Below are 19,266 nucleotides of genomic sequence, written 5' to 3' on the forward strand. Positions count from 1 at the left end.
CGCTGGGGCTCATCGCGGTGTGTTCTTACGTTGCTTTAGTGGTGACCAACTTCGCCTGGCTGTTCCCGGTACTCACCGGTCTGCCCATTTCGCAGCAGACCTGGAACATGGAGATCTGGCTCCCCAGCTGGGGGTAGTCGCTATTGCCGCGAAAGTGCAACTAGCAACGGGGCTACTCGGAAAACGCGTCGGCAGTTGCACTTTCGCGGTTGAGACGGATAGCGTCGCGGGCCCGGGCCACGATAACTTGCGGCCGGTAGCGCAGCAGCTCGGAGCTCACGCGAACCAGCCGCCAACCCCGGCGCTCCAATTTGACGGTGCGGTCGATGTCATTTGCGCGGATGCTCGGGTCGGTCCAGTGTTGAGGGCCGTCGTATTCGACGCCGACCAGCCATTCCTCCCAGCCGATGTCGATACGGTAGTTGCCCACCACAATCTGCGTCTGGGGTCTGGGCAAGCCGCCCGCGATGAGCACGAGTCTGGTCCGCGTCTCCTGCGGCGATTCGGCGCCGGCATCGACCAGCGGGAGAACGCGTCGCAGCTGCTTCATGCCACGAGCACCGCGGTGGGCACCAATCAGCCGCTGAACATCATCGACGGTTACGCCGGTGGCCCGCGCCAAGGCGTCGATGCGAATGACAGCTGTTTCGAAGCCGCGCCGCCGGCCGAGGTCGAACGCGGTACGCGCGGGTGAGGTCACTCGCACCCCAGCGACTGTTGTGGTCTCACCGGCCAGCAGGGTTTCGTTGCGGGTGATGATCAACGGTGGCGGACGTTTGCGGTCGGTGATGAGTTCGGCCGGCGTCTGCGGATCGACCCACTTGGCGCCGAGCAGCGCCGCCGCCGAACTCCCGGCGACGACCGCTTCCTTGCCCGACCATAGCCACGCGGCGAGCGCCCGATCTCGTGCTGTCAGCTCTCTGCCGCGCCGGTGATAGACGTTGCGGTAGATCCGTGTGCAGCACCGCCGGAGCTCACGTTCGGACAACGTGCCCGCGCGGAGCGCGTCGGTCCCGATGAACGGTGTTTCCAAGACCCATCCTGTCCGCGAAAGTGCAACTGCCGACGGAATGCACTTTCGTGGGTCAGATTTTAGAGATGACCACGCGGACACCATCACCGATTTCCACAGCATCAGCCGGCTCGCCGAATTCGAAGCTGGTCGCCAGGATCTCGCGCGCGATGAGGTCACGATGTCTCCTGGCCCAGTCCGCGTGCTGGGCGGGAACCGACATCACCACGCTGATCCGGTCGGAGACGTCCAGCCCGGTCGACTTGCGTAGCTCCTGCAGTTCGCGGATGCGGTCTTTGGCCCAGCCCTCCGCCTCGAGCTCGGGGGTGACCGCGGCGTCCAGCACCACCAGGCCGGCGCCGCCGGGCAACGCGGCCGTGTACTCCGGGTCGGCGGCCACCAGCCGCGAGCTGTACTCGTCGGCCTGCAGCACCGTCGGACCGGCGGTCAGCGTGCCGTCCGGGTTGACGACGCCTTGAGCGGCCTTGACCGCGGTGATCGCCGCCTGGACGTCCTTGCCCAGTCGCGGCCCGGCCACTTTGGCGTTGACGGTGAGCTCGAAACGCCCGTAGGTGTCGATGGCGTCGGTGAGTTCGACCTTCTTGACGTTGAGCTCGTCGGCGATCAGGTCGGTGAACGGCTCCAGCTTCCGCGGATTTTCCACCGCCACGGTGAGTTTCGGCAACGGCAGCCGCACCCGTAGTTTCTTGGCCTTGCGCAGCGACGACGCCGCCGAACACACTTCGCGGACCTGGTCCATCGCCGCCACCAAGTCGGCGTCCGCGGGCACATCGCCGGACGCCGGCCAGTCGGTCAGGTGCACCGAACGCCCGCCGGTGACACCGCGCCAGATGATCTCGGTGGTCAGCGGCAGCAACGGCGCAGCCAGCCGGGCAGTTACCTCCAGCACGGTGTGCAGAGTGTCGATCGCGTCGGCGTCTTCCTCCCAGAACCGCTGCCGCGACCGCCGCACATACCAGTTGGTCAGCGCCTCGGTGAATTGGCGCACCTGCTCACACGCCCCGGAGATGTCGCATACCTCCATCTCGGCAGTAAGATCGTCACGCAGCGCCGCCAGCTTGGCCAGGATGTAGCGGTCGAGCACACGCAGCGAATCAGTGCGCCAGCGACCGACTTTCCGCGCATACAGGGCCAGGAAGCTGTAGGCGTTCCAGAACGGCAGCATCACCTGGCGCACACCCTCGCGGATCCCCGGCTCGGTGACGATCAAGTTCCCGCCGCGCAAGATCGGCGAGGCCATCAGAAACCAGCGCATGGCGTCCGAGCCGTCCCGGTCGAACACCTCGGTCACGTCGGGATAGTTGCCCCGAGACTTGCTCATCTTCTGGCCGTCGTAGCCGAGCACGATCCCATGCGCCACACAGGTTTTGAATGCGGGCCGGTCGAAGAGCGCGGTGGCCAGCACGTGCAGGGTGTAGAACCAGCCCCGGGTCTGCCCGATGTATTCGACGATGAAGTCACCCGGGTAGTGCGTCTCGAACCAGTCGCGGTTCTCGAAAGGATAGTGCACTTGTGCGTAGGGCATGGACCCGGAGTCGAACCACACGTCGAACACGTCCGGGATGCGCCGCATCGTCGAGCCCCCGGTGGGGTCATCGGGATTCGGTCGGGCGAGCTCGTCGATGTAGGGTCGGTGCAGGTTGTCCGGGCGCACGCCGAAGTCACGCTCCAGCTCATCGAGACTGCCGTAGACATCGATCCGCGGATAGGCCGGATCATCGGAGACCCACACCGGAATCGGAGTGCCCCAGTAACGGTTTCGGGAGATCGACCAGTCACGTGCGCCCTGCAGCCATTTGCCGAACTGGCCGTCCTTGACGTGCTCGGGATACCAGGTGATCTCCTGATTGAGCTCGACCATCCGGTCGCGGAACTCGGTGACCTTGACGAACCACGACGACACCGCTCGGTAAATCAGCGGGTTTCGGCAGCGCCAGCAGTGCGGGTAAGGGTGCTCGTAGGTTTCGTGACGCACCAGCACCGCGCCGTTGGCAGCCGCCGGGCCGCGACCGCTTTTCAGGTCGCGAATGATGTGCGCGTTGGCATCGAAGACATGCTGGCCCCGGTAATCGGGAACGGTGGCGTCGAAGCGGCCCCCGGAGTCGACCGGAGTGACCGGCACGATGCCCGCCTTATCCCCGGTCTCCATGTCGTCCTCGCCGTAGGCCGGTGCCATGTGCACGATCCCGGTGCCATCCTCGGTCGTCACGAAGTCGCCCGGCAACACCCGAAACGCGTTGGGCGAGTCCATGAAATACGGAAACGGCGGCAGATACCGAATGCCGAGAAGATCGGCGCCGCGATAGCTGTCCAGCACCTCGGGCTCGTCGCCGAGCTCGCGCGGGTAGGCGGCCAGCCGGGCCTGCGCCAGAACGTAGCGATGATCCCCCACCCGCACCTGCACATAGGTCACCTCGGGATTGACGGCGACCGCCTGGTTGGACGGCAGCGTCCACGGTGTGGTGGTCCACACCAGCAGGTACGCACCGGCCAATTCGCCGTCGGCGATGCGGAATCCAACCGTGATCGCAGGGTCCTGGCGGCTTTGGTAGATGTCGTCGTCCATCCGCAGCTCGTGATTGGACAGCGGTGTCTCGTCGCGCCAACAATACGGCAGCACCCGATAGCCCTCGTAGGCTAAGCCCTTGTCCCACAACTGTTTGAACGCCCAGATGACCGACTCCATGTAGGACAGATCCAGCGTCTTGTAGTCGTGCTCGAAATCGACCCAGCGGGCCTGGCGGGTGACATAGGCCTGCCACTCGTCGGTATAGCGCAACACCGATTCGCGGCAGGCCTCGTTGAACGCGGCGACGCCCATCGCTTCGATCTGCGACTTGTCGGTGATGCCGAGCTGGCGTTCGACCTCGAGTTCGGCGGGCAGCCCGTGAGTATCCCAGCCGAACCGGCGCTCCACCCGGTAGCCACGCATGGTGCGATACCGCGGCACGATGTCCTTGACGTAGCCGGTGAGTAGATGCCCGTAGTGCGGCAGCCCGTTGGCGAACGGCGGCCCATCGTAGAACACGTATTCGGCAGCGTCGGCGCGGCGGGCAATGCTGGCACGAAAGGTATCGTCGCCGTCCCAGTAGTCGAGGACCCCGAGCTCCAATGCCGAAAAGTGGGGGGCACCGCCGGCCAGCTTCGGATAGGTGTGGTCGGTCACGTCCTGCGTCGTCTCCTGTGCCACTCTCAGGCCCGGGGACGACGGACGCGCCGGGTGCGCGAGCGCCGCGGTACCACCCCGCTTGCCGCGCTTGACGCGCGACCGCTCTGTGCAGGCTGTGACGGGCCTACCCGTTCGGTTCTACTTAGCCTTACCCTTTTGGGCGCTCAGCTGTTCTTCCGAAGGCTCACCGGTGATGGCCGGATCGACGCCGCTGCGCCGATTCTAGCCGAGCGCGGCCTTGGCGTTGGCGAGGTTATCGGCGCCGAGCACCAGCCGGGTACTGGTCGCCAGGTAGGCGGTTTCCAAGTTGACTTTGGCGGCGCCGAGCTTGTGCACCGCCTCGCCGAGCGCACCGGGACGGTCTTCCACGGCGAGCACAATCACCTCCTGCTCCTCAGCGACCTTGATGCCGGCGCCCTGCAGCGCTTCGAAGGCGGCCGTTGCGTCCTGCACCAGGATGTGCACCTGGGCCTGACCTCCCCCGCTGGTCAGGGCGCATAGTCCGGCGATGTTGACGCCCGCCTTGCCCAGCACGTCACCGACTCGGGCAAGCTCGCCGGGCTCGTCGTCGAGATACAGCGTCAGATCGGTCGCCATGGCGCGCTCCCCTCGGACCGGGCTCGGGCGGGTGTCACGCCAACGCTACTGCGTCTGGCGACTTTTGCGGCTCCAATGTGCGGGCGCGGGGGGCAATCCCTAGACTCCCGGCTGTGGCATTCGATGCATCGTTTGCGCGCGACGTCGTGCTGCCGCTGGCGACGGCGGCCTACACCGTCATGGACGGTAGCCCCGCCGTGCTGCCACCGGGATTCGTGCAGACGAGCCTGATCGAGGTTGACGGCGTGGCGCTCACCGCGATGACCAACCCCCATCCGGCCGTGGCCGCGATGACCAAAGACACCAATATCTTCGGGCTGATGGGCCGCAATGCGACCACTGGTACTGCGTTCGTGTCCTTCCGCGGTAGCTCGGATGTCGCAGATTGGCTTGCGGACTTCGACGCAATTCCTACCACCTATCTGCCTGTCGCGGGCTTCGGCCGGGTGCACGCCGGTTTCCAAGACGTCTACGATCTGGTCCGGGACAGCATCGCCGCCAACCTCGCCACCGCGACCACCAAGTGCACTCAGATCCTGGTCACCGGGCACAGTCTCGGGGCAGCGCTGGCCGTGCTCGCGGCGCCCGATATCTTCCGGAAAATGCCGCCGAACACCATCGAGCCGCGGGTCATCACGTTCGCCGGGCCGCGGGTGGGGTTGAGCGATTTCGCCGCCGCCTTCAACGCGGCCATCGAACGCTGTTTCCGGATAGTCAATTTCCTCGACATCGTGCCCCTGGTGCCGCCGGCGCCGTACGTGCACGTGGGCACCGAGATCCTCGTCGACAGCGGCGGGCCGATCGACATCGGCTGGCGCCACAGCCTGCCCGCGTATCGGCAGGGACTTTCGGCACTCATAGCGGCTCCCGGGGCCTGAAGCGATTTCGACGCCTCAGACGCCCGGGAGCAATGGTGGTCTAGGCGCCGACTTCCAGTAGGCCCACCCGCCACAGTGCGGCGTAGACCTGCCGCAGCGGAACACACAGCAGCCGAGCAGCCCCGGCGACCAATGGGTCGCCACCGAATTGACGATCAGGCCGCCTGGAGACTTTCCTGGTGGGCGCCGCCGTCGGCTGGGGGGTAGTAACCACCCTCAGCTTCGGCGTCGGCGTTGCCGTCACCACTTCGTCGTACAGTACAGCGGTCATGGTCGCCTCCTCGGGACAAGTCGAACGGGTACAACAGGATTCGGTGTCCCGTCCCGCCGTTCTTCCGATGAGGCAACGTTCGCTTTAGCTGAAAACGATGCGCCGGAGGTCGGATCGGGACGAAACAGAGCCCGGATATCGATCCGGACTATCACTGGAACTCATCGTCCCCTCACCTCCTCACGGCTACGCGACGCGCAGTTATCTGCGCTGTAACTCGAAAGCAGGAGTACAACCCGACGAATGTCGAAGGCCGCACCCCACTCGTCAGGGCTTCGGCACTACCCGGCGTATCCGGAAACTCCGGAAGCCACTTGGGCTCAACCCTTAAGCCGGGAGGAGCTGTCCTGACCCTGGGCGTCTCTCGACGTTCGGGGTCAGTGGCCTATATCCGTGTAGACGCCTCACCTAACGAGGTGCTTACCCAATCGATGATGCACCAAGAACTTGATCGGGTCAATTCAGGTGGTCTGTGAATTTTCTGGGTGTTTGCTAGGAGCCCTGGCCAGCGGTTATGAGTTCGTAGTCGGCAAGGTCCGGGCGTGTCATGACCTCGCGGAAGCGGGTAAAGCTCCACGGCCACGCGACCGGAACCCCGCGGTCGTCGAGGTACCAGCTGCGGCAGCCGGTCACCCACACCGTCTTTTTCGCGGCTTCCAGGCGGTCGGTCTCGAACCGGGCGGTCGCCTCGCGGCCGGCGCTGATCTGGCGGCACTTGCCGTCGGCCAGCAGGCCGACGAGTTGCATCAGATAGTCGAACTGGGCCTCCGCGACGTCGATCAGCGAGAAGTTGCCGACCGGCCCGTTGGGCCCGTTGAGCATGAACAGGTTGGGAAAGCCGGGCACCGACACCGACAGGTAGGCGAACGGATGCTGCCCCCACAGGTCGTCGAGACGCACACCGCCGCGGCCCACCACCTCGATCGGGCGCAGAAACCGGTCAACCCGAAAACCGGTCGCCAACACCAGCACGTCGAGGCGGTGCAGTTGGCCGTCGACGGTGCGCACACCGTCATGTTCAACCCGCGCGATGCGCGCGGTAACCAGGTGGGCATTGGGCCGCTGGATGGCGTCGTAGAAGTTCGGCGAGATGATCAACCGCTTGCAGCCGGCCCGATAGTCGGGCCGCAACTTCTCCCGCAGCCCAGCATCTTTCACGTTCTCCTCGAGGTTGGCGTGGGCAACCTTCTGCAGCACCTTCAGCGCCGGGGAATCGGCGTCGACGACGGCGTTGGCGAAGCTCTGGATGAAGTTGGTGTTCAGTTCCGCGCGCAGCTCGATCAGTGCACCCGGATTGGCCCGGTAACGCTCGCGGTCGGCGGCGTCGGTGGGTGGATTGTCCACCGGCAGAATCCATTGCGGGGTGCGCTGGAACAGGAGTAGTTCGTCGACGACATCGCTGAGGGCACCGGTGATCTGCACCGCCGACGACCCGGTGCCGATCACCCCGAGCCGGGCACCGCTCAGCGGCACGCTGTGGTCCCAGCGGGCGCTGTGGAAAACGCGGCCGGCGAAATCGTCGAGCCCCTCGATGTCGGGGTAGCGCGGGTGGTGCAGCACACCGGTGGCGGCGATAACGACGTCGGCCTGGTCATGTTCACCGGTGGATGTCTCGATGCGCCAATGGTTTCCGTCGAACTCGAGGCGGCGCACCTCGTTGCCGTAACGGATCAGGCTGTCGACGCCATAACGGTTCGCGACGCTTTTGAAGTAAGCGAGGATTTCCGGGCCGGGCGCGAACGCATGGCTCCACTCCGGATTGGGCGCGAAGGTGTAGGTGTACAGGTGCGCCGGGACGTCGCAGGCGATACCCGGGTAGGTGTTCTCGCGCCAGGTGCCGCCAAGTCGGTCGGCCTTCTCGTAGACGGTGACGTCGCTGAAACCGGCCTCGCGCAGTTTGATCGCGGAGAGCACCCCGGCCATTCCGGCGCCGACGACGACGAAACGCACGGTTAGCTTTCCCGGGGTCGCAGTCCGTTGAGGACGAGCGATACTACGAAATCGGCGACTTCGGCCGCGGTGACGCCATCGTCGGTGGACAGCCGCCGGTGCGCCAACTGGCCGATCAGCGCCGCCAGGGTGTAGGCCACCATCCGGGGCGGGGCGACGACCACCTGATTGCGCTGCTGGGCAACGACGATGAAGGTTTCGATGTCGTCGATGAACCGCTCGTAGATGCCACCGAGGTGCTTTTCGAAGCGGTCTCCCAAGGCGTAGGCGTCGCGGAACAGCAGCTTGACGGTGGCCTTGTCGGCCTCGAAGAACTCCAAGGTCGCCTGCACGGCGGTGCGAAACGGTATCTCGCCGTCGGTTTTCCCGATCGCGGCGACGGCGGCGGTGACGTGGGTGCGCAGCGCCTGCTCCTCGACGGCCATCAACGCGTGGAACAGATCGTCCTTGGAGTCGAAGTACCAGTAGATCGACCCGTAGGCCAGGCCGGCCTGTTTTGCGATATCGGCGATCGTGGTGGCGTGAAAACCCTTGCGGGCAAACACCTTCTTCGCGGCGGCCATGATCTGGTCGCGCCGCTGGGACTTGTCTTCGTCGCTGACCGCGCGGCGCCGGCGGGTGGTCGTGGGGCTCACCGGTCGATCAGCTCATCGAGGCGTCCGACGGCGTCGATGAACTCCGACACCATGTCGAGCACCACCGACCGCGCCGGCCGCACCTTGTCCAACGAGCCGACCACCTGCCCGACGAAGTAGGTCGCCAGCTCGCGGGCCCTGGCATCCGGCTGGCCGGCGGCGGCGTTGATGCGCAGCTGGGGATCGGCGACCAGCGCGCTTTGCAGCGGCATGCCCAGCGGCGCGGGACTCTCGGGGCGCTCCCACTCGTCGGTCCAGGCGGTGCGCAGCATGCGTGCGGGCTTGCCGGTCAGCGACCGGGAACGCACCGTGTCCGACGACGATGCGGCCAAAAATTTGTCCTTGACCACCGGCGACGTCTCGGCTTCTTCGGTGGTCAGCCACACCGACCCGCACCACACGCCCTCGGCGCCCAGCGCCAACGCCGCTGCGATCTGGCGGCCGCGGGCAATCCCGCCCGCGGCCAGCACCGGAAGCGGAGCTACCGCATCAACTATTTCGGGCACCAAAACCATCGTCGCCACCTCGCCGGTGTGGCCGCCTGCCTCGGTGCCCTGGGCGACGATCAGGTCGACACCGGCGGCGGCGTGCCGCCGCGCGTGCTCGGTGGTGCCGGCGAGGGCGGCCACCAGTACGTCGTGGTCGTGGGCGCGGGTGACCAGCTCGGGCGGCGGCGGGCCGAGCGCGCTGGCGATCAGCCGGATATCGTGGTCGAACGCGACGTCGAGCAGCGGCTCGTAGCCCTTCGGCGACACGTTGAGCCCGGCGGTCGCCGGCAGCAGCGACTCGCCGGTGGACACGATGCCGTAGCGGCCCAGCAGGTCGTCGAGAAACGCGCGGTGCTCCTCGGGCAGCAGCGCGCGCACCTGACCGGCGTCGATGCCGCCGGATTCCGCGCCGACATATTTGGGCGGCAGCAGCAGGTCGACGCCGTAGGGCTTGCCGCCGGTCTGCTCCTCGATCCAGGTCAGCTCGGTGTCCAGCCGCTTGGGGCTGTGCGCGACGGCGCCCAGGATGCCGAATCCACCGGCGTTGGACACCGCAGTCACCACATCGCGGCAGTGGCTGAAGGCGCAGATCGGGAACTCGACACCGAGTAACTCGGCGACTCTGGTTCGCACGGCCACGACGCTACGAGTTATTGATTGATGTGTCAATCATAGTAGGGTGCCGGCTATGGCTTTGACCGACGAGCAGCAGCATAACCGCCGCCAGGCGGTGCGTGAGCTAATGCCGACCACCCCGTTCCTGGCCGGGTTGGGCATCGTCTTCGAGCGCTACGAACCCGACGACGTCACCATCCGGCTGCCGTTTCGTGACGACCTGACCAACGACGGCATCTACTTTCACGGTGGCGTGATCGCGTCGGTGATGGATACCGCGGGTGCCGCCGCCGCCTGGTCGAACCACGACTTCGACAAGGGCATGCGCGCCTCCACGGTCGCGATGAGCGTCCAGTACACCGGCGCCGCCAAGCGCTGCGATCTGCTGTGTCATGCCCGCACCACCCGGCGGCGCAAGGAGCTGACGTTCACCGAGATCACCGCCGCCGACGCCGACGGCAATGTCGTCGCGCACGCCGTACAGACGTACCGGATCGTGTGACACCGGCGCGGTGCGCTCCGGTGTATTTGATCAAATAATGGTAGCATTACACCATGGCGCTGAACATCAAAGATCCCGAAACCCAGATGCTCGCCGATCAACTCGCCGAGCGATTGCACACGTCGAAAACCGGTGCCGTCCGTCACGCGCTTCGCGCGCAACTCGCAATGCTTGACACCGAAGAAGACCACGGGCGCCGGAATCGCGTCGACGACCTGCTGCACATGCTTCGGAGCGAGATTTGGCCCGTCACCCGCTCCGGCGCCGCGATCACCAAGCAGGAACGGGAGGAGATTCTCGGCTACTCGGGGAACGGCGTCTAGCCGGTGATCGTTGACACGTCGGCCATGATCGCCCTCATTCAGGGTGAGCAGCATTCGGCCAAGATCGCTTCGACGCTGGCCACTACTGCAGCCCGGATCGCGGCACCGAGTGCGACGGAATGCATGATTGTCTTGTCACACCGGTACGGTCCGGTTGGCCGCACCGTCTACGAACGCGTAAGGCAGGAATTCGACTTAGCCATAGTCGCTTTCACCGAGGCTCACACTGTTGTCGCTCACCGTGCGTATGTCGACTTCGGTAAGGGAAGACACCCCGCTGCGCTCAATTTCGGGGATTGCATGACGTATGCGGTTGCACGGCTGGCCGGGGAGTCCCTGCTGTGCGTCGGTGACGATTTTCCGCAAACGGATCTGGTATTCGACGGCCTGATCGGCTGTTGGCCGGACGACGTTGTGGGATAGTCGGCGTCGCCGCAGCTATCCCCCAGATGCAGGCGCTCGTCCGTCGGGCGGCCAGCTCGATAGGTCGCCTTCCAACGGCACACGCAGACTGTCCAGGATCGACGCGATCATCCGCCACGCGCCGATCGCGGTGACGAGTTCGATGAGCACTTCCCGGTCGGTGCCGAGTTCGCGTTCACAAGTCGCCCAGCTTTCTGCGCTGACCGCGCCGTCGTGCACGACGTCGTCGGTGGCCGCCAGCACCGCCCGTTCCGCCGGCCCGAACCCGGCGTGGACCTGCCAGTCCCGCACGCCGAGCAGATCTTCGGCGGAAACCCCGAGGCCCTGCGCCACCCGCCAGTGCTGGGTCCACTCATAGTCCGAGGCGGTCAGCCAGCCGATCCGCATGATCACGAGTTCGCGCAGCCGCGAATCGAGCTTGCCGTGCCACAGCATGGTGGCCAACAGGTCGTTCAGCGCGCGGGCCAGGCTGGGATGGTTCAGCAGCACCTGGAAGATGGCCAGTTCGGCCATGTAGTTGGGCACACCGGCCTCGTCGGCGGCCGCTTTGGCCTCAGCGACCGGGAGCAGGGGTATGCGGGCTGGGGAGGACGTCATGGTTTCAGCACTCCGTGGACTGGTGGGACATCGTCACGCTCGCCGGCCATGGTGGCGAGCAGGTCTTCGGCATCGTCGAGGTTCACGCAGCGGCGCGGCAAGCTTGCGAACGGATACCGGCCGGCGGCCAGCAGGTCCAGTGCGGCCCGATATGCGCTGACATCGACGCCGAGCGCACCCAGCACCCGCAGCTCCTTGAACACCATGATGTCCGGGGAGAACCCCGGAGCGCCGCTGCCGAAGCCCCGGGTCCCCGCGATGACGACCGTCCCGGCGGGACGGGCGAGCGCGATCGCCTGCGCGAAAGCCGTTGGCGCCCTGGCGGTGACGTCGACGACGACGTCGGCCAGTGCGCCGGTTGCCTTCTTCAGCGCCGCAACCGGATCGTCGATGCCGACGTCGATTGCCAGATCGGCGCCGAATTTGGACGCCAGGGCCAACCGGTTGGCATCGCGCGGACCCAGACCGGTCACCATCACGAACCCGGCACCGGCCTCTTTGGCGGCCGCCGCCGCGCACAACCCACGGATGCCTGGTCCCAGCACAACGACAACGTCGCCCGTCTTGGTACCCGGAACCGTTGTACCCCAGCGGATTCCGGCTCCCAGCGGGTTGAACAACGTGGCCACGACAGGATCGAGGTCGATCGGCACGGGCAACACCATCGAGTCGGGCGCCAGGTATTGGTATTCCGCGTAGCCGCCCCACAGGCCGGGCTCGCGGTCGACGGGGATGAACCCGTACATGTCGGCCAGCCCGTGGCGCTCGCAGCGCCGATACTCCCCCGACCGGCACGCCGGGCAGGCCCGGCATGACTGGAACACCTCGACGGCTACCCGATCGCCGGCGGCCACACCCCATCGCTGCGCCGCCACCGGTCCGATGGCCTCGACGGTCCCGACCGTTTCGTGTCCGGGAACGAAGGCGAACCCGCCGGACAACTCGCCGGTGTACTGCTCATGGTCGGTGCCACACAGCCCGCAGGCGGCCACCCGCACCAGCGCGTCATCCTCGCCGAGGGTCGGCAACCTGAACTCCCGGACGGTCAGGCGGCGCGGCGCCTCCAACACCAACGCCCGCGCCCAAGCCGTCGACATACCGGCACACTAGAGAGTTGCTGACTGATGCGTCAATCAGGCAGCGGGGACTGCTTAGCCGGCGACAGCTCCCGGCTCGGGGAACGGCGCCCCGAAGTCGGCCACTCTGCGGAAGCCATGCTTGCGGGCCTGTGTGACGCCTCGCCGGATCATGGCCGCGGTGGTGACGAAAGCGGTGTGATCCACCACCACAAATGGCGAGAGCAGCCGGTTGTGTACGAAACCGAACGCCAATCCGCTCGCCGGGTCGGCCCATCCCAGCGAGCCGCCCAACCCGGCGTGGCCGAAACCGGGCATCACGTTGAACGGCACGGTGTGGTACCCCAAGTGGAACGACAACGGCACCAAGATGCTGTGATCCAGTCGCAGGCTGTGCCGGCCAGTCAGTCCCTCCACCAGCTTGCGCGACAAGAACCGCATGCCGTCGATCTCGCCGCCGTTGGCGATCGCGCCATACATCCGGGCCAGCGCGCGGGCGGTCACCACTCCGTTCGCCGCGGGAATCTCGGCATCCAGTAACGGAATATCGCCCTGAACAACAGCTTTCATGCCGGGAAAATACATTGCGCCGAACCCGGCGGCTGCCCGCAGCGACGCGATCTTGGGCGCCACATAGTTGAAGACCGGATTGGGGATGGTGCTCTGCGGCATGACGATCTGCGCGGCCCGGGTGGCGGACTCCACCGGTGGCCGGCCCAGGTGCAAACCGTCGGTGTCCAGCGGCTCGGCCAACTCCTCGCGGATCAGCTCACGCATGCCCTTGCCGGTGACCGCCCGGGCCAGCCCCGACATCAGCCAGCCGTAGGTCAGGGCGTGATACGCCGGTTTGCCCAGCAGATGCCCGGCGGGCGCAGCAGCTAGCCGCTTTTCCATCAGTCTGTGATTCAGCAAGTCTTCCTTGGTGGCCCCGTGCAGCCGCGACAAGCCCGCCCGGTGCCGCATCACCTTCCGGACGGTGATGTCGGCCTTGCCGTTCGCACCGAATTCCGGCCAGTACTCGGCAACCGGCGTGTCGTAGTCGATCAGCCCTCGGTCGACCAGCCGGTGGATGACCGTGGAGGCCATGCCTTTCGTCGCCGAAAACACCATGGCGCCGGTATCCGCCGACCAGCATTGCTGACCGCGCCGGTCAGACCAGCCCGTCCACACATCGACGACGGGCTGCCCGTCGAGATACACCGCCAGCGCCCCGCCGCCAAAGCGGCGGCCCGGGAATAAGCTGGCAAAACTGCGGACGGCGCAGGCAAAGTTTCGATCCGCCGCACCGTGGACACCGTGCGGCAACTCTGCTCTGCGCTCGAGGCGCGTTACCGGCCTCATGTCTTCGAATCTACCTGCGCGATCCGCAAACAATACTGAAGTTACCTTTCCGTTAGCCTGATGCAACCTTGAGTATTTGCTGAGCAGCCAGGGCCGGGGTCAGCTCCCCCGTCAGCACCTGACGCTCCACCTCTGCACGGACCTTGCGCACCGCGGGGTTGGACAGCACCCGCGCCAGCACCGTGTCGCGGACCATCTGCCACGTCCAATCGACCTGTTGTGCGCGCCGACGCGCCTCGAACTCTCCGGCTTCGGTCAGCACCTGACGATGCCGCTCGACCGTCTCCCATAACTCCTCAACGCCGGTTGCTTCCAGTGCGCTCATCGTGAGAACCGGGGGACGCCAGAGCGTTTCGCGCGGGTGGATCAGCCGGATCGCTCCGGCAAGCTCGCGTGCTGCTGACCGCGCCTCGGCCAGATGGTCGCCGTCGGCCTTGTTCACCACGACGACGTCGGCTAACTCCAACACACCTTTCTTGATGCCCTGCAACTGATCCCCGGTACGCGCCAGCGTCAAGAACACGAACGTGTCGACCATATTGGCCACCGCAACCTCGGATTGTCCGACGCCGACGGTCTCGACCAGGATCACGTCGAACCCGGCCGCCTCGAGCAGCACCATGGTTTCCCGGGTGGCCTTGGTTACCCCGCCCAGCGTGCCCGACGTCGGCGATGGACGCACGTAGGCCTCCGGATGCACGGCCAGGCGCTGCATTCGGGTTTTGTCACCGAGGATGGATCCGCCCGTCCGTGTCGACGACGGGTCGACGGCCAGCACAGCCAGCCGATGTCCGTGCCCGATGAGGTACATGCCCAGCGCCTCGATCGCGGTCGACTTGCCCACCCCGGGAACCCCGGTAATGCCGACGCGATGGGCGTTTCCGGCGTCCGGCATCAGCTCGAGCAGCAACTGCTGCGCCTGCTCGTGGTGGTCGGCCCGGGTGGACTCCACCAACGTGATGGCCTGCGCCAGCTCGGCGCGGCCGCCGTTGCGGACAGCCGCCGCCAGCTCCTCGACGGTGTCGCCGTTATCGGGTGCCATCTAGCTCAGCTTGTACCCCAACCGCTCGGCGAGCTTGTGCAGCAGGCCGATTGCGGCGTCGGCGATGACGGTTCCGGGCGGGAAGATGGCGGCGGCGCCGGCGGCGTAGAGCTCGTCGAAGTCACCCGGCGGGATGACCCCGCCGACCACGATCATGATGTCCGGCCGGCCCACCTCGGCCAGCGCGTCACGCAATGCCGGCACCAATGTGAGGTGTCCGGCGGCCAGCGATGACACCCCGATCACATGCACATCGTTGTCGGCGGCCTGACGGGCCACCTCCTCGGGCGTGGAGAACAGCGATCCGACGTCGACGTCGAATCCGATGTCGGCGAACGCCGTTGCGATCACTTTCTGACCGCGGTCGTGGCCGTCCTGGCCCATCTTGGCCACCAGGATCCGCGGTCGCCGGCCATCGGCGTCGGCAAACTTCTCGACGAGTTCGGTTGCACTGGAAAGAGGAGCGATGCTGCCACCTCCTCCCACTCCTGCTTCATCACGGTAAACCCCGGCGATGGTCCGGATCTCGGCCTGATGACGCCCGTACACCTTTTCCAGCGCATCGGAGATCTCTCCGACGGTGGCCTTGGCCCGGGCCGCGTTGATGGACAATGCCAACAGGTTATTACCGAGGCCGTCTTCGCCGGCCGGGCCGTGCGCGGCGGCGGCACGGGTCAACTCGGCCAGCACTGCATCGACGGCCCGTGGATCCCGGTTCGCCCGCAGTTCTTGCAGCTTGGCCAGTTGCTCGGCACGCACCCGGCTGTTCTCGACCTTGAGCACCTCGATGTCGTGGTCCTCGTCGACCTGATACTTGTTGACCCCGATTACCGGCTGGCGGCCAGAGTCGATGCGGGCCTGGGTGCGGGCCGCGGCCTCTTCGATGCGCAGCTTGGGGATGCCGTCGCTGATCGCCTGCGCCATCCCGCCGTGCTCTTCCACTTCGCGAATGTGCGTGCGGGCGCGCTGCGCGAGCTGATGAGTCAGCCACTCCAGGTAATAGGAGCCGGCCCATGGGTCGATCGGCCTCGTGGTGCCCGACTCCTGCTCCAGTAGCAGCTGGGTGTTACGGGCGATGCGGGCCGAGAAGTCGGTGGGCAGCGCCAACGCCTCGTCGAGCGCGTTGGTGTGCAGCGACTGGGTGTGCCCCTGGGTTGCGGCCATCGCCTCGATACAGGTGCGGGCCACGTTGTTGAAAGCATCCTGCGCAGTCAGCGACCAGCCCGAGGTCTGCGAATGGGTGCGCAGCGAGAGCGATTTGGGTTTCTTCGCGTTGAACCCGCTGACCAGCTCACTCCACAGCAGGCGGCCGGCGCGCAGTTTGGCGACCTCCATGAAGAAGTTCATCCCGATACCCCAGAAGAACGACAACCGCGGCGCGAACTGATCGATGTCCAGGCCGGCGTCCAAGCCGGCCTTGATGTAGTCCACGCCGTCGGCCAGCGTGTAGGCCAGCTCCAGATCCGCGGTGGCGCCGGCTTCCTGGATGTGGTAGCCGGAGATGGAGATCGAGTTGAATTTGGGCATCTTCGCACTGGTGTAGGCGAAAATGTCGGAGATGATCCGCATCGACGGCTTCGGCGGATAGATGTAGGTGTTGCGGACCATGAATTCTTTGAGGATGTCGTTCTGGATGGTGCCGGCCAGCTTCTCCGGCGGCACCCCCTGCTCCTCGGCGGCCACCACGTACAGCGCCAGGATCGGCAGCACCGCGCCGTTCATGGTCATCGACACGCTGACCGCCGACAGGTCGATCCCATCGAACAGCTGGCGCATGTCCAGAATGGAATCGATTGCCACACCGGCCATTCCAACGTCGCCCTGCACACGCGGGTGGTCGGAGTCATAGCCGCGATGGGTAGCCAGGTCGAAGGCCACCGACAGGCCCTTCTGGCCGGCGGCCAGGTTACGACGGTAGAACGCATTGGACTCGGTGGCCGTGGAGAATCCGGCGTATTGGCGGATGGTCCACGGCTGGTTGACATACATCGTCGGGTACGGGCCGCGAATGTAGGGCGGTTCACCGGGGAAGCTGTTCAGTGGGTAGCCGCCGGCTTCCGCGTCAGCGCGGTCGGTGCCGATGTAGAGCGGTTTGACGACGATGTTTTCCGGTGTGTGCCAGTCCAGTTGATCCGGGGTGTAACCATGCGCCGAGGCGGCAGCGGCGACGTACTGCGTGACGACGGCTTCGGTGGCGGGCTCGATGGCGCGGTCACCATGCAGTGGCACGTCGGCGAAGCTACCGACAACAGAGTTGGTTTCCGGAGCCGGCTTGCCGGCGACATCATGGGCAGTCACCGTCCTAGGCCCCCAACCTTGTCAGCAAGTTCGACAGGGCTTCGACCGCATTGATTTTCGCGGTCAGATACTCGTCGGGCCGAGGTGTGGAGTCGCTTGCCGCCTTTTCCGGCCCGGCCAGGTAGATCCGTTCGATGCCGGCGTTGCGCGCCGCGTCGACGACGCCTGCGACTTCCGCGGCATAGCGCTTGTCGGTGCCGCAGATGACCACCGTTGCAGGCGATCCGGTGTCCGACACGGCCCGTGGAACACTTTCGGCGTCGACCGGCCCGGGATTGATGGTCTCGATGCCGCCGGAGGCCAGCAGGTTGGCTGCAAACGTCGCACGAATGTTGTGTTCGGCCAGCGGGCCCAGCGGCAGCAACAGTACCTGCGGTCGCGATCCGGTGCGCTGTAGGAAGGCGTCCGAGCGGTCCCTCAACGCTTCGAATTCCGCGGCGTAACGAACTATGGCTGCGACGGAATGAGATTGCGATAGTGGAGGCTCGGCGAGATTCGGGTATTCGTTGACCCCGGTGATGACGGTGCGCCGGTACGCGATGTCGTCGGTGCGGCGCGCGGCGATCCCAGCGATCTGATCGCGTAAGTATCCACGGGCATCGACGAATCCGTCGCGCTCCTCGACGGCCTGGAAATGCCGCCAGGCCTGCTGGGCAAGCTGCTCGGTGAGGTCTTCGACGAACCACGACCCGCCCGCCGGGTCGAGCACACGGCCGAGATGTGACTCCTCGAGCAGCAGCAGTTGAGTGTTGCGGGCGATGCGGCGCGAGAAACTGGCCGACGTGCCCGGGAAGCCGCCGGGGATCGCCACGTCAAACGGCAGGACCAGCACGCTGTCCGCGCCGCCGGCGCCTGCCCCGAACGCGGCCAGCGTGCTGCGCAGCATGTTCACCCACGGGTCGCGCTGGGTCATCATCGGCAGCGAGGTCTCGGCGTGCAGGATGGCCGCGCCGCTTTCCGGTGCGCCGACGACCTCAGCGATCCGCGCCCACAGTTGACGCATTGCCCGCATCTTGGCGATCGTCATGAACTGATCGTCGTCGGCTGCCATCCGGAAACTGACCTGCCGCAACGCCTTTGCGATCGGCAACCCGGCTTCGTCAAGCACCCGCAGGTAGACCACCCCTGCGGCGATGCTGCCGGCCAACTCCCAGGCCGCGTTGGCGCCGAGGTTGTGGAAGGCGGGCCCGTCAATGGTGATCGCGCGGATGCCTTGTGCATCGGCCACTTTGGCCGCGACCGCGACCACTTCGTCGAGCGACGCGGACCGCCTGCCGCTGAGTGGCGCGGTGAGCGGGTCGGCGCCGAAGTCCACCGAGAGCGTCATCGGCTTGTCCAGCTCGGCCACCAGGGGAAGCAGAACCTCAGCGGCCGCGGTGTAGTCCGCGCCCGCGTCGATGATCACCGGCAACAGGTCCAGATAGACTCCGGCGAGCAGCTGCTCGAGCTGCGCCGGCGCCACGCCCGACGAGCCAACGCGCAGCACCAGCGCGCTGACCCCGTCGCTGAGCGCGGCCAGCACCGCGGCGTTGTCGTCGGCACCGTTGTCCGGGAACACCTCGGCGACCTTCCAGCCCGAGTTGATGTCGCGCAATGCGTCGGCGCCGCGGACAAACGGCCACTGGCCGGGCAGCGGCGGTTCCGGCAGCGCATCGAGCGCGGTATACAGCGCCCGGACGGGGAACCCCTCATAGGTCGGGGTGTCGAGCAACCGCTCGGGTTCGGGCCCGAGGTCGCCGGCGTCGCGCCGGGTGTTTTTAGCCAGTACGTCGGCTACCGCCGTGCGCCAGCGGGCGCGGCCCTGTTCCAGATCGGCGGGTTCGGCGGACACATCGACAGACACCGGCGGCTCCTGTTATCGCACCACGTGACGGCCATCGATCGGGGCCTGCCACTTGCTAACCAGGCTAATTGATGCCGGCCGGCTCGCCGAATCGGAGGGGCGGCCGCCGATGGGGAAACGCCCCGGTGTGTGAGCCGCGTTGTTCACCGGCGGCCCGTAGGCTTATCGCCCGTGACGGCTCCCGC

18 protein-coding genes and 1 riboswitch are annotated in these 19,266 nt (G+C 66.2%); of the genes, 5 read left to right on the plus strand and 13 right to left on the minus strand.

Annotated features, from left to right (window positions below):
• Positions 1 to 137 (plus strand): hypothetical protein (locus ACRDTL_RS12960; protein ID WP_431507139.1); only part of this gene is annotated, 137 nt, incomplete at its 5' end.
• Between the two features lie 35 nt (positions 138 to 172).
• Here ACRDTL_RS12960 and ACRDTL_RS12965 read toward each other — a convergent pair.
• The 3 genes from ACRDTL_RS12965 to ACRDTL_RS12975 form a co-directional block, all read right to left on the minus strand.
• Positions 173 to 1,033 (minus strand): DUF559 domain-containing protein, encoded by an 861-nt coding sequence (locus tag ACRDTL_RS12965; protein WP_431507109.1) that lies wholly within the window; start codon positions 1,031 to 1,033, stop codon positions 173 to 175.
• A 52-nt stretch (positions 1,034 to 1,085) separates the two neighbouring features.
• Complete coding sequence (ileS, locus tag ACRDTL_RS12970; RefSeq protein ID WP_431507110.1) at positions 1,086 to 4,199, minus strand: isoleucine--tRNA ligase; 3,114 nt, start codon at positions 4,197 to 4,199, stop codon at positions 1,086 to 1,088.
• Positions 4,200 to 4,424: 225 nt separating this feature from the next.
• Complete coding sequence (locus tag ACRDTL_RS12975; RefSeq protein ID WP_431507111.1) at positions 4,425 to 4,799, minus strand: ACT domain-containing protein; 375 nt, start codon at positions 4,797 to 4,799, stop codon at positions 4,425 to 4,427.
• 113 nt (positions 4,800 to 4,912) lie between these two features.
• Here ACRDTL_RS12975 and ACRDTL_RS12980 point away from each other — a divergent pair, with 113 nt between their 5' ends.
• Entirely contained in the window at positions 4,913 to 5,677 is a 765-nt protein-coding gene (locus ACRDTL_RS12980) for a lipase family protein (protein WP_431507112.1), read from the plus strand.
• A gap of 40 nt (positions 5,678 to 5,717) precedes the next feature.
• Here the strand turns inward: ACRDTL_RS12980 and ACRDTL_RS12985 are convergent, their stop codons facing one another.
• The 4 genes from ACRDTL_RS12985 to ACRDTL_RS13000 all read right to left on the minus strand — a co-directional run bounded on the left by ACRDTL_RS12985 (position 5,718) and on the right by ACRDTL_RS13000 (position 9,654).
• Positions 5,718 to 5,948: an Rv1535 family protein gene (locus ACRDTL_RS12985; RefSeq protein ID WP_431507113.1), complete on the minus strand. Its 231-nt coding sequence runs from the start codon at positions 5,946 to 5,948 to the stop codon at positions 5,718 to 5,720.
• Between the two features lie 252 nt (positions 5,949 to 6,200).
• Positions 6,201 to 6,371, minus strand: a riboswitch (M-box (ykoK) riboswitch).
• A gap of 69 nt (positions 6,372 to 6,440) precedes the next feature.
• The gene (locus ACRDTL_RS12990; RefSeq protein ID WP_431507114.1) at positions 6,441 to 7,898 is read right to left on the minus strand and encodes a flavin-containing monooxygenase; all 1,458 of its coding nucleotides are present in this window, start codon (positions 7,896 to 7,898) and stop codon (positions 6,441 to 6,443) included.
• Between the two features lie 2 nt (positions 7,899 to 7,900).
• Positions 7,901 to 8,533 carry a TetR/AcrR family transcriptional regulator gene (locus tag ACRDTL_RS12995; protein WP_431507115.1) on the minus strand — a complete coding sequence of 211 codons (633 nt, stop codon included), beginning with the start codon at positions 8,531 to 8,533 and terminating at the stop codon, positions 7,901 to 7,903.
• Positions 8,530 to 9,654, minus strand: coding sequence for an NAD(P)H-dependent flavin oxidoreductase (locus ACRDTL_RS13000; RefSeq protein ID WP_431507116.1), 1,125 nt, complete (start codon positions 9,652 to 9,654; stop codon positions 8,530 to 8,532). The genes ACRDTL_RS12995 and ACRDTL_RS13000 overlap by 4 nt, the downstream gene beginning before the upstream one ends.
• A 55-nt stretch (positions 9,655 to 9,709) precedes the next feature.
• On the opposite strand from ACRDTL_RS13000, the gene ACRDTL_RS13005 reads away from it, so the two are divergent.
• Genes ACRDTL_RS13005 through ACRDTL_RS13015 form a run of 3 tightly spaced genes read left to right on the plus strand, consistent with a single transcriptional unit; the run spans position 9,710 to position 10,884 of the window.
• The gene (locus ACRDTL_RS13005; RefSeq protein ID WP_431507117.1) at positions 9,710 to 10,138 is read left to right on the plus strand and encodes a PaaI family thioesterase; all 429 of its coding nucleotides are present in this window, start codon (positions 9,710 to 9,712) and stop codon (positions 10,136 to 10,138) included.
• Positions 10,139 to 10,191: 53 nt separating this feature from the next.
• Positions 10,192 to 10,461, plus strand: a complete 270-nt coding sequence (locus ACRDTL_RS13010; RefSeq protein ID WP_431507118.1) for a type II toxin-antitoxin system VapB family antitoxin — start codon at positions 10,192 to 10,194, stop codon at positions 10,459 to 10,461.
• Between the two features lie 3 nt (positions 10,462 to 10,464).
• Positions 10,465 to 10,884: a type II toxin-antitoxin system VapC family toxin gene (locus ACRDTL_RS13015; protein ID WP_431507119.1), complete on the plus strand. Its 420-nt coding sequence runs from the start codon at positions 10,465 to 10,467 to the stop codon at positions 10,882 to 10,884.
• Positions 10,885 to 10,899: 15 nt separating this feature from the next.
• On the opposite strand, the gene ACRDTL_RS13020 is transcribed toward ACRDTL_RS13015, so the two are convergent.
• Genes ACRDTL_RS13020 through mutA form a run of 6 tightly spaced genes read right to left on the minus strand, consistent with a single transcriptional unit; the run spans position 10,900 to position 19,081 of the window.
• The gene (locus ACRDTL_RS13020; RefSeq protein WP_431507120.1) at positions 10,900 to 11,481 is read right to left on the minus strand and encodes a carboxymuconolactone decarboxylase family protein; all 582 of its coding nucleotides are present in this window, start codon (positions 11,479 to 11,481) and stop codon (positions 10,900 to 10,902) included.
• Positions 11,478 to 12,578 (minus strand): zinc-dependent alcohol dehydrogenase, encoded by a 1,101-nt coding sequence (locus ACRDTL_RS13025; RefSeq protein ID WP_431507121.1) that lies wholly within the window; start codon positions 12,576 to 12,578, stop codon positions 11,478 to 11,480. Before ACRDTL_RS13025 ends, ACRDTL_RS13020 begins: the two co-directional genes overlap by 4 nt.
• A 54-nt stretch (positions 12,579 to 12,632) precedes the next feature.
• The gene (locus ACRDTL_RS13030; protein WP_431507122.1) at positions 12,633 to 13,898 is read right to left on the minus strand and encodes a serine hydrolase domain-containing protein; all 1,266 of its coding nucleotides are present in this window, start codon (positions 13,896 to 13,898) and stop codon (positions 12,633 to 12,635) included.
• A 52-nt stretch (positions 13,899 to 13,950) separates the two neighbouring features.
• Positions 13,951 to 14,940, minus strand: coding sequence for a methylmalonyl Co-A mutase-associated GTPase MeaB (gene meaB / locus ACRDTL_RS13035; RefSeq protein WP_431507123.1), 990 nt, complete (start codon positions 14,938 to 14,940; stop codon positions 13,951 to 13,953).
• Positions 14,941 to 17,238: a methylmalonyl-CoA mutase gene (scpA, locus tag ACRDTL_RS13040; protein ID WP_431507124.1), complete on the minus strand. Its 2,298-nt coding sequence runs from the start codon at positions 17,236 to 17,238 to the stop codon at positions 14,941 to 14,943.
• 4 nt (positions 17,239 to 17,242) lie between these two features.
• A complete protein-coding gene (mutA, locus tag ACRDTL_RS13045) occupies positions 17,243 to 19,081 on the minus strand; it encodes a methylmalonyl-CoA mutase small subunit (RefSeq protein ID WP_431507125.1) in 1,839 nt (612 codons plus the stop codon).
• Positions 19,082 to 19,266 lie beyond the last annotated feature (185 nt).

The organism is Mycobacterium sp., from assembly GCF_050700595.1.
Classification (GTDB): Bacteria; Actinomycetota; Actinomycetes; order Mycobacteriales; family Mycobacteriaceae; genus Mycobacterium.

Excerpts from the sequence above, each read along its gene's own strand:
- ACRDTL_RS12975 (WP_431507111.1), bottom strand. The coding sequence starts at position 4,799 with ATGGCGACCGATCTGACGCTGTATCTCGACGACGAGCCCGGCGAGCTT.
- ACRDTL_RS13020 (WP_431507120.1), bottom strand. The coding sequence starts at position 11,481 with ATGACGTCCTCCCCAGCCCGCATACCCCTGCTCCCGGTCGCTGAGGCC.
- ACRDTL_RS13010 (WP_431507118.1), top strand. The coding sequence starts at position 10,192 with ATGGCGCTGAACATCAAAGATCCCGAAACCCAGATGCTCGCCGATCAA.
- ACRDTL_RS13030 (WP_431507122.1), bottom strand. The coding sequence starts at position 13,898 with ATGAGGCCGGTAACGCGCCTCGAGCGCAGAGCAGAGTTGCCGCACGGT.
- meaB (WP_431507123.1), bottom strand. The coding sequence starts at position 14,940 with ATGGCACCCGATAACGGCGACACCGTCGAGGAGCTGGCGGCGGCTGTC.
- ACRDTL_RS13025 (WP_431507121.1), bottom strand. The coding sequence starts at position 12,578 with ATGTCGACGGCTTGGGCGCGGGCGTTGGTGTTGGAGGCGCCGCGCCGC.
- ACRDTL_RS12985 (WP_431507113.1), bottom strand. The coding sequence starts at position 5,948 with ATGACCGCTGTACTGTACGACGAAGTGGTGACGGCAACGCCGACGCCG.
- ACRDTL_RS13005 (WP_431507117.1), top strand. The coding sequence starts at position 9,710 with ATGGCTTTGACCGACGAGCAGCAGCATAACCGCCGCCAGGCGGTGCGT.